General features: G+C 72.0%; 12 protein-coding genes and 1 pseudogene. 2 read left to right on the forward strand and 11 right to left on the reverse strand.

Annotated elements, in window-relative coordinates; all coding sequences use genetic code 11:
* Positions 1-92 precede the first annotated feature (92 nt).
* The 6 genes from V6N00_RS12305 to V6N00_RS12330 all read right to left on the reverse strand — a co-directional run bounded on the left by V6N00_RS12305 (position 93) and on the right by V6N00_RS12330 (position 5,676).
* On the reverse strand, positions 93-1,136 hold the full coding sequence (locus V6N00_RS12305) for a cation diffusion facilitator family transporter (protein WP_416385087.1): 1,044 nt from the start codon (positions 1,134-1,136) through the stop codon (positions 93-95).
* A gap of 146 nt (positions 1,137-1,282) precedes the next feature.
* Positions 1,283-1,657 (reverse strand): ArsR/SmtB family transcription factor, encoded by a 375-nt coding sequence (locus tag V6N00_RS12310; protein ID WP_334232705.1) that lies wholly within the window; start codon positions 1,655-1,657, stop codon positions 1,283-1,285.
* Positions 1,658-1,699: 42 nt separating this feature from the next.
* A complete protein-coding gene (locus V6N00_RS12315; RefSeq protein WP_334232706.1) occupies positions 1,700-2,584 on the reverse strand; it encodes a DUF4031 domain-containing protein in 885 nt (294 codons plus the stop codon).
* Positions 2,585-2,801: 217 nt separating this feature from the next.
* A complete protein-coding gene (groL, locus tag V6N00_RS12320) occupies positions 2,802-4,430 on the reverse strand; it encodes a chaperonin GroEL (protein WP_334232707.1) in 1,629 nt (542 codons plus the stop codon).
* Between the two features lie 279 nt (positions 4,431-4,709).
* The gene (locus V6N00_RS12325) at positions 4,710-5,345 is read right to left on the reverse strand and encodes a GNAT family N-acetyltransferase (protein ID WP_334232708.1); all 636 of its coding nucleotides are present in this window, start codon (positions 5,343-5,345) and stop codon (positions 4,710-4,712) included.
* Positions 5,346-5,379: 34 nt separating this feature from the next.
* The gene (locus tag V6N00_RS12330; RefSeq protein ID WP_334232709.1) at positions 5,380-5,676 is read right to left on the reverse strand and encodes a DUF3263 domain-containing protein; all 297 of its coding nucleotides are present in this window, start codon (positions 5,674-5,676) and stop codon (positions 5,380-5,382) included.
* 155 nt (positions 5,677-5,831) lie between these two features.
* Between V6N00_RS12330 and V6N00_RS12335 the strand changes: the two genes are divergently transcribed.
* On the forward strand, positions 5,832-6,506 hold the full coding sequence (locus tag V6N00_RS12335; RefSeq protein WP_334232710.1) for a uracil-DNA glycosylase: 675 nt from the start codon (positions 5,832-5,834) through the stop codon (positions 6,504-6,506).
* Positions 6,507-6,559: 53 nt separating this feature from the next.
* Here V6N00_RS12335 and V6N00_RS12340 read toward each other — a convergent pair whose 3' ends face one another.
* The 5 genes and pseudogenes from V6N00_RS12340 to V6N00_RS12360 form a co-directional block, all read right to left on the reverse strand.
* A complete protein-coding gene (locus V6N00_RS12340) occupies positions 6,560-7,291 on the reverse strand; it encodes a DUF3349 domain-containing protein (protein WP_334232711.1) in 732 nt (243 codons plus the stop codon).
* Positions 7,291-7,590 carry a hypothetical protein gene (locus V6N00_RS12345; protein ID WP_334232712.1) on the reverse strand — a complete coding sequence of 100 codons (300 nt, stop codon included), beginning with the start codon at positions 7,588-7,590 and terminating at the stop codon, positions 7,291-7,293. Before V6N00_RS12345 ends, V6N00_RS12340 begins: the two co-directional genes overlap by 1 nt.
* Positions 7,587-8,809 (reverse strand): annotated as a pseudogene (locus V6N00_RS12350) (anion permease). The gene V6N00_RS12345 and the pseudogene V6N00_RS12350 overlap by 4 nt, the downstream one beginning before the upstream one ends.
* Positions 8,810-8,947: 138 nt before the next feature.
* Complete coding sequence (locus V6N00_RS12355) at positions 8,948-10,411, reverse strand: threonine/serine exporter family protein (protein ID WP_334232713.1); 1,464 nt, start codon at positions 10,409-10,411, stop codon at positions 8,948-8,950.
* Positions 10,412-10,551: 140 nt separating this feature from the next.
* Positions 10,552-11,625 (reverse strand): lipid II:glycine glycyltransferase FemX, encoded by a 1,074-nt coding sequence (locus tag V6N00_RS12360; RefSeq protein ID WP_334232714.1) that lies wholly within the window; start codon positions 11,623-11,625, stop codon positions 10,552-10,554.
* 513 nt (positions 11,626-12,138) lie between these two features.
* Between V6N00_RS12360 and V6N00_RS12365 the strand changes: the two genes are divergently transcribed.
* Positions 12,139-12,876, forward strand: a complete 738-nt coding sequence (locus V6N00_RS12365; protein WP_334232715.1) for a LysR substrate-binding domain-containing protein — start codon at positions 12,139-12,141, stop codon at positions 12,874-12,876.
* Positions 12,877-12,944: the final 68 nt, after the last annotated feature.

A 12,944-nucleotide genomic window follows, 5' to 3' on the forward strand; every position in this document is an offset into this window, starting at 1 on the left:
CACCGCGCGCGATCCGGCCCGGTGTCACCGGTCCGGTGCCGGCGTTGCGACCCCGGTGTGCCGGTCCTCGTCCAAGAGCGAAGCGTGATCCGTCAGGCCGAGGGAACCGGCCGGAGGGTGAAGCTGTCGACACCGGGAAGCTGGTCCACGAGCGCGCGTTGGGCCTCGACGACGATTGCGTCGGCCTCGACCAGCCGCTCGGTGCCGACGCGGACCACGGCGTCGCCCACGATGCGGTGGCCGATCCACCGCACCCGCACCTGGTCGACGTCGAGCACGCCCGGGGTCGCGGCGAGCGCGTGTTCGGCGCGGTCCACGAGGGCCGGGTCGATCCCGTCGAGCAGCCGGGAGCCCACACTGCGGGTGGTGCCCCACAGCAGGACGAGGATCGCGATGGCGATGAGGATGCCGATGATCGGGTCGGCGAGCGGGAAGCCGAGCCACACGCCGGCGGCACCGAGGACGACGGCGAGCGAGGTGAAGCCGTCCGTCCGCGCGTGGACCCCGTCGGCGACCAGCGCCGCGGAGCCGATCCGCCGTCCCACTCGGATGCGGTAGACGGCGACCGCTTCGTTGCCGATGAAGCCGACGATGCCGGCGACCGCGAGCCACCCGAGGTGGTGCACGGGCTGCGGATCGGTCAGGCGCTCGACCGACTGCCACACGGCGACGACCGCCGAGAGGGCCACGACGACGAGGATGAACAGGCCGGCGAGGTCCTCGGCCCGCCCGTATCCGTAGGTGTAGCGACGCGAGGCCGGGCGCCGCGCGAGCGCGAACGCCACCCACAGCGGGACGGCAGTCAGGGCGTCGGACAGGTTGTGCACCGTGTCGGCGAGCAGCGCGACGGAGCCGGTGTTCAGCAGGATGGCGAACTGGACGGCCGTGGTCGCGAGCAGGGCGAAGAGGCTGACCTTCAGCGCCCGTACCCCGGCACGGGAGGCGGTCAGTGCGTCGTCGATCGAGTCGGCAGCGTCGTGTGAGTGGGGAACGACGAGCTCGTGGAGGAATCCGCGGATGCCACCGCCGTGGCTGTGCCCGTGGTCGTGGTGCCCGTGGTCGTGGTGCCCGTGGTCGTGCCCGTGGTCGCGGCCCTCGTGCCCGTGGCCGTGACCGTGGCCGCCATGCACGTACACGTCGTGATCGTCGTGCTCATGCCCGTCGCCGTCATGCTCGTGACCGTCGTGCTCATGCCCGTGGCCGTCGTGCTCGTGGTCACGCTCATGATGCACGTGATCCTCCGGACCGACCTCCGCGGCCTCGCCCACCCGGCGGGAGCCGCTCACGAGGCGCCCGCCGCGTCGGCCTCGGTGTGGTGGTGGCGCGGGGTCCCGCCGAGCGAGTGCTCGGCCTGGAAGATCGCGTCCGTCACGAGCTGACGGGCATGCTCGTTCTCGAGCCGGTAGAACACGCGGGTCCCGTCCTGGCGGGTGCCCACGATGCGCGCCAGGCGGAGCTTCGCCAGGTGCTGCGACACCGACGACGGTGACTTGCCCACCGCCTCGGCGAGATTGTTGACGCTCAGTTCGGCGGCGTCCCGCAGCGCCAGGACGATCCGCACCCGGGTGGCGTCGGCGAGCATCGCGAACACCTCGACGGCGAGTTCGACGTAGTCGCTGTCCGGGTGTCGACCGCACCGAGGTTTATCTGCATTCATACGCAGATTCTAAAGGAAGTCGCGAACGACAACGGTTCGGCGTCAGACGCGCCGTTCCTCCGCGAGGTTCCGCCGCGCCGCCTCCTCCCACCGTTGCTTCCCGAGCCGCGTGTGGAACAGCGGGTCGAGGGCCAGCAGGTGTTCCACGACAACCTGGCGGCCGGTGGCGAACACCTCGTCGGACAGGTGCGCGTACTCGGCGCGGACGTCGGCCAGGTAGGACCGGTACCCGGCCTCGTCGCGCCCGAGCACGGCAAGGTCGGCATCGCACAGTACGCGCCCGGCGGCGTCGTCGTCGCCCGGGGCGTGGCCGGCGGTCAACCGGACCAGTCGGGCGACCTCCGCGACCTCGGCGTCGTCGAGGCCGGCCGCGGTCAGGGTCCGCTCGGCGAGCTGCGCGGACTGCTCCTCGTCCTCGCCGGCCACCCCCCGGTACACCGCGTCGTGGAACCAGGCAGCCAGCCACACGGACCGCGGCAGGGCGCCGAAGTCCTCGCCGCCGTACTCGAGGGCACCGAGGGCGTTCAGGCACGCGAGCAGGTGCCGGACGTCGTGGTACCGCCGGTGCGGTTCACCCCACCGGGACAGCAGCTCCTCCCCGAGCCGCCGCTGCCCGGGCAGGAGGACGTCCCAGCGGTGACGCAGGACGAGGGCCACCCGACGGGGCCGGTCGACGGCGCGGATCCGCAGGCCGCTCGCGATCAGCCGACGGGTCAGCTCGCTGCCCTCGACCGGCACGGCGCCGAGCGCCACGGCCCGGTCGTGCAGGCGGGCGGGAACGTCGTAGTGGTCGCCGTCGAAGGCCCGCTCGCTCAGCCCCAGCCGGCGGGCGGCGGCGTGCAGCTCGGCGAGGTCGGCGTCGGAGACGAGGTGGGAGAACTCGGTGCCGTGGGCCGGCCAGCGGGGCGGATCGATCAACACGGTCATCCCGCCGAGTCTAGGGGCGCCGGGACACCGCGCCGCGGCCACCGCGCACGCACCAGAGCCCGAGCTTCGAGGGGCTTGGTCGGGACAGAGCGCCCGGTCCCCCGTGGCGCCACCCGTGAGTGGGACGGAGTGCAACGACAGCGGCCCGGGAACGACGGAACCCCCGGACCGTGCGGTCCGGGGGTTCCGTTCAGGTGCTGCGAGAGAGCAAGTCGGCTCAGAAGCCGCCCATGCCACCCATCTCGTCGGCGCCGGGGCCGGCCGGGGCGGCCTTCTCCGGCTTGTCGGCCACGACGGCCTCCGTGGTGAGGAACAGGCCCGCGATGGACGCGGCGTTCTGCAGCGCGGAGCGGGTGACCTTGACCGGGTCGTTGACGCCGGCGGCCAGCAGGTCCTCGTACTCGCCGGTCGCGGCGTTCAGGCCGTGCCCGGAGGGCAGGGTGGCGACCTTGGCGGCCACGACACCCGGCTCCTCGCCCGCGTTGAAGGCGATCTGCTTCAGCGGGGCGGAGATGGCGACCTTGACGATGTTGGCGCCGGTGGCCTCGTCACCCTCGAGGGTGAGGTTGGCGAACGCCTTCTCGCCGGCCTGGATGAGGGCGACGCCACCACCGGCGACGATGCCCTCCTCGACGGCGGCCTTCGCGTTGCGGACGGCGTCCTCGATGCGGTGCTTGCGCTCCTTCAGCTCCACCTCGGTGGCGGCACCGGCCTTGATCACCGCGACACCGCCGGCGAGCTTCGCCAGGCGCTCCTGCAGCTTCTCGCGGTCGTAGTCCGAGTCGGAGTTCTCGATCTCGGCGCGGATCTGCTTGACACGGCCGGCGATGGCCTCGGCGTCACCGGCACCCTCGACGATCGTGGTCTCGTCCTTGGTGACGACGACCTTGCGGGCGCGGCCCAGCAGGTCGACGGTCGCGTTCTCGAGCTTGAGGCCGACCTCCTCGGCGATGACCTGGCCACCGGTGAGGGTGGCGATGTCGGCCAGCTGCGCCTTGCGGCGGTCGCCGAAGCCCGGGGCCTTGACGGCGACGGACTTGAAGGTGCCACGGATCTTGTTGACCACGAGGGTGGCCAGGGCCTCGCCCTCGACGTCCTCGGCGATGATCAGCAGCGGCTTGCCGGACTGCATGACCTTCTCCAGCAGGGACACGAGGTCCTTCACGTTGGAGATCTTCGAGTTGACGATGAGGATGTAGGGATCCTCGAGGACGGCCTCCTGGCGGTCCGAGTCGGTCACGAAGTACCCGGAGATGTAGCCCTTGTCGAAGCGCATGCCCTCGGTGAGCTCGAGCTCGAGGCCGAAGGTGTTGGACTCCTCGACGGTGATGACGCCTTCCTTGCCCACCTTGTCGAGTGCCTCCGAGATCAGCTCACCGATCTGGGTGTCGCCCGCGGAGATCGAGGCCGTGGCGGCGATCTGCTCCTTGGTCTCCACCTCCTTGGCGGTGGCCAGCAGCTCGGCGGTGACCGCGTCGACGGCCTTCTCGATACCGCGCTTCAGGGACAGCGGGTCCGCACCGGCCGCGACGTTGCGCAGGCCTTCCTTGACCAGCGCCTGGGCGAGCACGGTGGCCGTGGTGGTGCCGTCACCGGCGACGTCGTCGGTCTTCTTGGCGACCTCCTTGACGAGCTCCGCGCCGATCTTCTCGTAGGGATCCTCGAGCTCGATCTCCTTGGCGATGGACACACCGTCGTTGGTGATCGTGGGGGCGCCCCACTTCTTCTCCAGCACGACGTTGCGACCGCGCGGGCCGAGGGTGACCTTGACCGCGTCGGCGAGGGTGTTCAGGCCCCGCTCGAGGCCGCGGCGGGCCTCTTCGTCAAAACTGATGATCTTTGCCATCTGGCTGTCGTCCCTCCCGGACAGTGGTGACTGTCGAGTCGTTAGATGAACGTGGCCGCCTCGATGCCCGCGACGGACGATCGACACGGATCCCACCATGGAAGTGCGACCCGCCCGATCTCACCGCGGCAGCCGGTGCCCGATCCCCGGTCCCTGCCGCTCCGGCGAGCCGGACGCTGGCAGTCGACGTGATCGAGTGCTAACACCATCATTAGCACTCGGCATGGGTGAGTGCAAGCGCTCGGAGGCCCCGCTGCACGGGTTTCGCCGAGGGCGGGATCAACCCCGCCGGGCGGTCTCCCACTCCTGCCGCAGGACGCCGAACACGACCGCGTCGTAGAGCTCGCCGTCAACCAGCCGCGCGTTGCGGAAGCGGGCTTCCTCGCGGTAGCCGAGCTTCGGGCCGATCCGGCACATGCCGACGTTGCCGCTCCAGGTGGCGTAGTCGAGCCGGCCGACGTCGGTGGTCGCGAAGAGGTAGTCGGTCCACAGGCTCATCGCCTCGGTACCGTGGCCGCCGCCCCACCGATCCGGCGGGTAGACGCCGATGCCGATCCGGATCCACGGCAACGCGTACGTGCCGGTCCCCGGGGCCACGTCGTCGGGCCGGTTGGTCTTCTCCTCGTGGTACCAGGAGACCTGGCCGAGGAAGGCGCCGGTCGTGACGTCGACGATGGGCAGGGACAGCCGCGGGGACGGCCAGTCGTTCGCGTCCACCGCCTCGTGGAGGAATCGGCAGTAGCTCTCGGCGCCCTCGGTGGTCCAGCGCTCGAAGTAGGGGGCGTCGGTGCGCTGCCAGGCGTGCACGCCGCCGTCGGCCGGTGGGCGGATCCAGGTGAGCAGGGCATCGACGTCGGCGTGAGTCCAGTCGCGCAGCGTCACCCGGCTGCCGACGATCTGCACGGGCTCGCTCATCCTCCGGTCCGGACCTGGTCGCGGGGCGACGGGCTCAGGCGGAGCCGCCGAGCCGGCGCTCGGTGCGGGCGCGCTGGCGGGTCGCCCGCTGCCGGCGGAGGCGCTTGACCAGCATCGGGTCGTGGGCGAGCGCGGCCTCGGTGTCGATGAGGGCGTTGAGGATCTGGTAGTAGTGCGTCGCCGAGAGGTCGAACGTCTCCCGGATGACCTGCTCCTTGGCCCCGGCGTACTTCCACCACTGACGCTCGAGCGTCAGCATCGCGGTGTCGCGCTCGGACAGCGTCGGGGTCGCGGCGTCGTGTGTTCCGCGCGCGCGGTCGTCCGCGTTCATCGCACCCCTCTCCACCCTGACTCTCCACCCCTGATGTTCCAGGTGCCGGGCACGACGGCGCCCGGACTCCCCACCAGCGTACCGGCGAATCACACGCGTGTCATTCGCCTCGGGCGAGGAGCTCGGGCGGGGCCGTACCGGGCACAATGGGGGCCATGCCGAAACCGCTCACCGACCTCGTCGCTCCGGACTGGGCGGAAGCCCTCGCCCCGGTCGAGCCCGCCATCCACGCGATGGGCGACTTCCTGCGCGAGGAGGTCGCCGCCGGCCGCGGCTACCTCCCGGCCGGGGACCGGGTCCTGCGCGCCTTCGCGCAGCCCCTCGCCGACGTGCGCGTGCTGATCGTCGGTCAGGATCCGTACCCGACGCCGGGCCACCCCGTCGGCCTGTCCTTCGCCGTCGAGCGGGATGTGCGGCCGCTGCCGCGCAGCCTGGCCAACATCTACCGCGAGCTGCAGAACGACGTGGGCCAGGCTCCCGCGGAGCACGGGGACCTGAGCGCCTGGAACCACCAGGGCATCATGCTGCTGAACCGGGTGCTGACGGTCCGGCCGGGGGAAGCCGGGTCCCACCGGGGCAAGGGCTGGGAGGCGGTCACGGAGGCCGCGATCCGCGCGCTGGTGGCCCGGGACAGCCCGCTCGTGGCGATCCTGTGGGGCCGCGACGCGCAGAACCTCTCGCCGCTGCTCGGGGACACCCCGCAGATCGCCTCGGCCCACCCGAGCCCGCTGTCGGCGTCCCGCGGCTTCTTCGGCTCCCGCCCGTTCTCCCGCAGCAACGCCATGCTGGCGGAGCTGGGCGCACCGGAGGTGGACTGGTCGCTCTCCTGACCGGCGCGACGGCACGACGGGCGTGGCTGAGCCGCGCGACGGAGCGGTCCCCGTCAGGGAGCGGTGTCGCTGTCGTGCCGCTGGTCGCCCAGATGCTGCTGCCGGTCGTCCAGATGCGCGGCGAGATGCTCGCTCACCCGCCGGATGTCCTCCTCGGAGGGCAGCTGGTCGGTCACCCGGACGATCCGGTCGCCGACCTGCACCCGCGACGGGGCGACGAGGCCGCCGTCGGCGAGTTCGCGGGCCACCTGCGCCACCTCGTCGTCGCTGAGCCGCCGGCGCAGCAGGGCGAGCAGGGGCACGTAGTCGTTCTCGGGAACGCCCGCGGGGTATCCCTCGCGCAGCCAGCCGACGAGTCGGGAGACGACGGCGCCCTTCCGCCCGCCGGTACCGGCGTCGGTGCTGTTCCCGCCCTCGGCCGGGGGCTCCGTGCGGCCCGGGTCCCCGAGCGGCCAGCCCCCGGCGGCGAGCCGGGCGGAGACGCGAGCGATGTCGGCCGGGTCCGGCCCGCCGAGCAGTTGGGTGCGGATCGCCCGCTCCACCTGCTCGGTGGTGACGGTGTCCGCGCGATGCCCGGCGTCGGCGAGATGCTGCGCGACGAGGAGCACCTCCTCGGTGGTCAACCGGCGGCCCAGCACGCCGAGCAGCGTCACGTAGTCCGTCTCCGGGACGCCCTGCGGGTACCCGGCACGCAGCCACCCGACCACGCGCCGGACGAGTGAGGCGCGGGGTGGCACCGAGGCCGGCTCCCGCCTGACGTCGTCGTGCTCGTCCTCCCCCGCCATCAGTGGCCCTTGAAGGCCGGCAGGCCGTTCTGGAAGGTGAGGGACAGGCCCAGTCCGCTGCCGACGATGAAGGCCAGGGCGAGCAGCACGACGAGCACGCAGAGCACCATCAGCGCGATCCCGCCCACCCGGGCGGCGGGGCGGGCAGGCGCGGCGTCGTCCTCGGCGGCGCCGCCCTCGCCGGCGGCCAGCAGCCGGATGCCGACGGCGAAGATCGCGGGCAGCCCGGCGCCGAACGCGATGCCCCACAACAGCACCTGCCAGGCGGCCGTACCGAACAGTCCGACCATCGAGCTCATCGGGCACCTCCGGTGCTCACGGGCGCGGCATCGGTGGTCGACCCGCTCCAGTCGTCGTTGACGTTGTCGGCGTGGACGGGCCGGCGGCGGGACCGCACCCACATCCAGCCCGCCAGCAGCAGCAGGATGACGACGATGGCGATCGCCCCGGGCAACCCGCCGATCAGGTGCGCGATCCACCAGGTGGCGGCGCCGACGATCGCCGCGCACGGCAGGGTGATCAGCCAGGCGATCACCATGCGCCCGGCCACGGCCCAGCGGACCTCGGCCCCCGGCCGGCCGAGTCCGGTACCGAGGATGGATCCGGTGGCGACATGGGTCGTGGAGAGGGCGAACCCGAGGTGGCTCGAGGTGAGGATGACGGCCGCCGACGCGCTCTCGGCCGCCATGCCCTGCGGGGAGGTGATCTCCACCAGGCCTTGCCGAGGGTGCGGATGATGCGCCAGCCGCCGAAGTAGGTGCCGAGGGAGATGGCGAGCGCGCAGCACAGCTTGACCCAGAACGGCACCGCACCGGTGTCCGTCCACGCCCCGTAGGCGAGCAGGGCAAGGGTGATGACGCCCATGGTCTTCTGCGCGTCGTTCGTGCCGTGGGCGAGGGAGACGAGGGAGGCGGTGCCGATCTGGCCCCACCGGAAGCCGCGCTCGCTCCAGCGTCTGGTGACGCCGGCGGTGATCGCGAAGACCAGCCGGGTGCCGATCGCCGCGACGATCGCGGCGACCACCGGGGAGAGCAGCGCGGGCAGGATCACCTTGCCGATGACCCCGTCGAGCTTGGTCCCGTCCCCCGCCCAGTTGACGCCGGCGAAGCCGAGACCCGCGATGGTGGCGCCGATGAGCCCACCGAAGAGCGCATGGGAGGAACTGGACGGAAGACCGAGCAGCCAGGTGAGCAGGTTCCACACGATCCCGCCGATGAGCCCGGCGAGGACGATCACGAGCAACGCGTGGCCGTGTTCTGCGGTCAGTTCCGGCCGCGGCGCGCCGGAGGAGGACTGGATGTGGACGACGGCGTTGGTCACCGTCAGGGCCACCTCGACGCTGAGGAAGGCGCCGACCAGGTTGAGGACGCCGGAGAGGGCGACCGCCACCTTGGGTCTGAGCGCACCGGTGGCGATCGACGTGGCCATCGCGTTCGCGGTGTCGTGGAAGCCGTTGGTGAAGTCGAACGCCAGCGCGGTGACGATCACGAGCACCAGCACGATCAGTTCCGGGTTCACACCCGCCAGCGTCCTCGCGCCAGCCGGAGCCGGTCAAGAGCCGACGGCGCTCCCCCGCCCGGCACGGCCAAGAGTTCATCCACCGTTCACCAGAGGACGGGCTCACCGGGACGGGCTCCCCGGCGTGGCGGGACGGGCTCAGCGGCGGCGGTTGCGCCGTCGTCGCTCCCCCGGGCCCTTGGCGAACGGCCGGGCGAGGTTGTCGCCGAGCACGACGCCGGCGGCGAGGGCGAGGATCACCGTCATCGCGTAGAAGAGGGTCGAGGCGCCGACGGTCAGGTCGGAGCCCTCGATGGAGATGCCGTACACGGCCTGGAAGATGCTCATCCCGGGGAACATGAACATGAGGGACGGGACGGCGATCACCGCGGACGGCGCATTCATCCGCAGCGCCACGATGCGGGCCGCCATCCCGATGAAGACGCTGGCGACGGCGGGCGAGAGGCGCTGGCCGAGGCCGGTCGAGCCGGCGACGATCATGACGAGATACGCGGCCGCCGTGACCCCGGCGGTCGGCAGCAGCAGCGCGGGCCGGGTCTGCAGGACGATCGCGATGAGCGCGGCGGAGACGGCGGAGAGGACGACCATCACCGGCCACGGCGGGCTGTTGATCGCGCCCGTGACGTCGATGTCCAGGCGAGGCACGCCGAGGTTGACCCCGACGACGAGCGAGATGGCGATGCCGGCCGCGATCGCGGCGAACACGAGCATGGCCGAGAGGTAGCGGCCGGCGGCGCTGACGGGGAAGCCGTTGACGGCGTCCTGCGTCGCGGAGACCAGCCGCATGGTCGGCAGCAGCAGGATCAACCCACCGGCGATCACGAGGCCCTGGGCCACCGGCACGTGGAAGACGCCGGCGACCTGCGCCAGGCCGGCGATGATGGCCGAGGCCGCCGCCACGGTGAAGAACTCCGGGATGCGCCACGCGCCGAGACGCTGCTGCACCACGGTCACCAGCGCGGTCGAGACGAACGAGAGCAGGCAGGCGACGAGGCCGCCGCCGAGGAACAGGACGATCGCCGTCGTGAAGCCCGCGGACGCGAGCCGCACCGCCCACCGGGGGAACGGCTTGTGCCGGGAGGTGATCTCCTCCATCCGGATGCCCGCGGTCTCCCGATCCAGGTCGCCGACGATGATGTCGGAGACCAGCGCGTGCAGGTCGGCCAGCGCCGCGTAGTTGTCGGACCAGGAGCGGACCACGCGCAGCACCGTGATCGGGGTGATGTAGGGGCCCGCGTAGTTGATGGTGACGGACTGGTTGTTGATGTCGACGTCGACGTTGCGCAGTCCGAACGAGGCGGTCACCGCGATGACGCTCGTCTCCACCTCCAGCGCGCCGGCCCCGTACCGGAACAAGGACTCGGCCAGTTCCAGGGCGAAGTCGAGGGTCTTGCGGGCGCTGTCCTCGACGGCGTCGACCCGGATCGTCGGGTTGGCGTAGGGGCTGCCGGCGAGGCGCTCGACCAGGCTCATCGGCGCCGTGGGCGGGGCGTCGCCCTGGATCAGCCGCCGCAGCACCCGCTTGGCCGCGTAGTTGGAACGCGACTGGGCGGACCCGGGCAGCGTGACCGGGCGGGTGGCGGGCCCGGTCTTGACGGCCATGACGCGAGGGTTCCGCCGGGTCGCCGGGTCCCGGCGATCGATCCGTCGGGTCTGCCCGGTGGGCTGGTTCGCTGACACCTCGTCCTCTCCCGCGGTGCGTGGGTGGTCCTGCCTGGGCCGCTGCGCCGGCGGCCTGTCGATCAGTAGAAGGGCTGGTGGTGCTGACGCCACCAGATCTGCCGGAACACCCGTTCGCCGATGCTGCTCCACACCCGGTACGCCACGGGCTCGAGGGGAAGGTCCCAGCAGCCGAGGTAGTCGATCACGGTCTTGGTGAAGCTGGTCTTGAACAGGCCGAGCCCGTGGTGCGGGTGGGTGGTGTCCTTGAGCCGGTCCGACGGCGGGGTCCCGCAGAAGTCGTACTCGACGATGCCCTCGGCCTTGAGGTCGTTGATGGCCGTCCACTGCACCAGGTGCGAGTCGCCGTAGGCCTTGCGCTTGGGGACGGAGCCGCCGTCCTTGTAGGTGCCCTTGCGCCCGTAGTTGATGACGAAGGCGCCGACGGCGGGGGCGCCGTCCTCGAACACGAAGTACATCCGGCCCTGACCGCGGTCGACGAAGTTCTGCCAGAACCGGCGGTAGTACTCGTAGGAGCGCAGGGCGACGTTGGCCTTGCCCTGCCCGACCTGGCTCATCATGGCGAACATCTGCCGGTAGGTCTCCTCCTCGGCCGGCATCCGCACGACCTCGACGCCCTCGCGCTCGGCCCGGCGGATGGCGTTGCGGCCCCGGGAGTGCAGGGTGCGCAGCAGGGCCCGCTCGTCGGGGGTGACGTCGAGGACGGCGGTGCTGTCGTTGGGCTGGATGTTGAAGGTCTTGACCAGGCCGGCACGGGCGAGGACCGCCCGCGAGCGCTCGTCGTCGACGATGTCCGGCTCGACCTTCACCGCGAACACGCGCAGCTTCTCCCGGCGGACGAGATCCTTGACGGCCTCCAGGGCGTCGACGACGGCGGCGGCGTCCCCCACGTCCGGGCCCTTGATCAGGTACCAGAGCCGGCCCAGCGCCGGGAAGGTCTTCTCCAGGGCCAGGGCGACCGAGGTGACGTCGGCGGACTCGAGCACGAGGTACCGCGGGGCCCAGCCGTGCCGCTTCTTCACGTCGATGAAGGCCTCCGACTGCAGGAGGTTGCCTCCGCCCGGGTTGGCGAGCACGTGCTCGTCCCAGTGGGCGATCTCCTCGTCGGTGGCGAATCGGGCGGTGAAGGCGGCCAAGGCAACTCCAGATCGTGTCGGGAACTGATCGGTGGAGCCGGCGGTCTGATCGGGGACCCGCGCCGACCCGGCGATCAGTCTACCGACGGGCGCCCGTCCTCCCGGTCAGGCCGTCCGCCCGGCGGCGTCACGGACGGACGCGGCTGAACTCGGCGGGTCGCGGCACCGGAGAAGTCAAGGGTTTCCCCTCTATCGGCGGGCGGTGCCGGACGGCCAGCATGGATGTCGCAGGGAATGGCATCGGGTGGCGATGAGGGGTCGTCGCCACCCGTGCGGGCGAGGGGGACCCGCCAGGCGGTGGACAGGCAGGGCACGGACGGGTGCTCTGCCCGTCCACCGCCTCCCTCATGTCCGGGGTACATCACCGCGGTGCCGGGGCCGGACATCGCTGGCTCGCGGTCTTGCCGACTGTCTCGACCGGCTGGTTCGCCCGGTGTTTCGCTGCAGCGGCGCCCCGCTCGTTAGGGTTGCTCCTGCTGCTCGGACGAGGGACGCCGGGCCGGGAGGGCCATCATGATTGAGAACCTCGACTTCGGTTTCGTCGAGGGCACGACGCCGGGCAAGTGGGTGCGTCGCTGGCACGAGCGCCACCCCGAGATCCCCCTCGTCGAGCATCCGCTCCCGACGCGCGACCAGCTCGCCGCCCTGACCGAGCGCCGCGTGCGGCTGCTGCTCGGGCGGGACCTGCAGCGCACCGAGACGATGCACGTGATCGAGCTCTACGTCGAGGAGATGGCGGTCGCCGCCGCGCGGGACCACGTCGTCGCCGCCTTCGACGCCGTCACCCTCGCCGACCTCGAGGACGAGACCCTCCTGGATCCGGGCGAGCTGAGCACCGCCGGCCTGCTCGACGTCGTCGCCTCCGGTGCCGGCGTCGCCGTCCTGCCCGCTCCGCTGGCCCGCGCGGTCAACAACCGGGACGTGGTGCTGCGGCCCGTGATCGACGCGGAGCCGACGCGGATCGGCGTCGCGTGGTGGGCCGACGACGAGGACCCGGTGATCGAGGAGTTCATCGGGGTGCTGCGCGGCCGCACCGCGAGCAGCTCCCGGCAGCCCCTCGCCGGCCGCGAACCGGCCGAGGGGCCGCGCCGCGGGGCCGGTGGCCGGACCGGCGGAGCGACGGGGTCGGGGACGTCCTCGACGGGCTGGGGCGGTGCCCGGGCGAGCGGGTCGGGGGGCAAGGGCTCTGGGTCGGGACGTGGCCGGCAGCCCGGCGGCCGCACCTCCGGCCGGCGCGGCCCACGCCGCTGACGGCGCCCCGCCACGCGTCCACCGGCCGTGGCGGCGTCGTCTCCGTGGCGGCGTCGTTGGCGCCGGCC

The organism is Tersicoccus mangrovi (genome assembly GCF_036881825.1).
Taxonomy (GTDB): domain Bacteria; phylum Actinomycetota; class Actinomycetes; order Actinomycetales; family Micrococcaceae; genus Tersicoccus; species Tersicoccus mangrovi.

Excerpts from the sequence above, each read along its gene's own strand:
- V6N00_RS12340 (WP_334232711.1), bottom strand. The coding sequence starts at position 7,291 with ATGGCGGGGGAGGACGAGCACGACGACGTCAGGCGGGAGCCGGCCTCG.
- groL (WP_334232707.1), bottom strand. The coding sequence starts at position 4,430 with ATGGCAAAGATCATCAGTTTTGACGAAGAGGCCCGCCGCGGCCTCGAG.
- V6N00_RS12345 (WP_334232712.1), bottom strand. The coding sequence starts at position 7,590 with ATGAGCTCGATGGTCGGACTGTTCGGTACGGCCGCCTGGCAGGTGCTG.
- V6N00_RS12355 (WP_334232713.1), bottom strand. The coding sequence starts at position 10,411 with ATGGCCGTCAAGACCGGGCCCGCCACCCGCCCGGTCACGCTGCCCGGG.
- V6N00_RS12335 (WP_334232710.1), top strand. The coding sequence starts at position 5,832 with ATGCCGAAACCGCTCACCGACCTCGTCGCTCCGGACTGGGCGGAAGCC.
- V6N00_RS12365 (WP_334232715.1), top strand. The coding sequence starts at position 12,139 with ATGATTGAGAACCTCGACTTCGGTTTCGTCGAGGGCACGACGCCGGGC.
- V6N00_RS12330 (WP_334232709.1), bottom strand. The coding sequence starts at position 5,676 with ATGAACGCGGACGACCGCGCGCGCGGAACACACGACGCCGCGACCCCG.
- V6N00_RS12315 (WP_334232706.1), bottom strand. The coding sequence starts at position 2,584 with ATGACCGTGTTGATCGATCCGCCCCGCTGGCCGGCCCACGGCACCGAG.
- V6N00_RS12325 (WP_334232708.1), bottom strand. The coding sequence starts at position 5,345 with ATGAGCGAGCCCGTGCAGATCGTCGGCAGCCGGGTGACGCTGCGCGAC.
- V6N00_RS12310 (WP_334232705.1), bottom strand. The coding sequence starts at position 1,657 with ATGAATGCAGATAAACCTCGGTGCGGTCGACACCCGGACAGCGACTAC.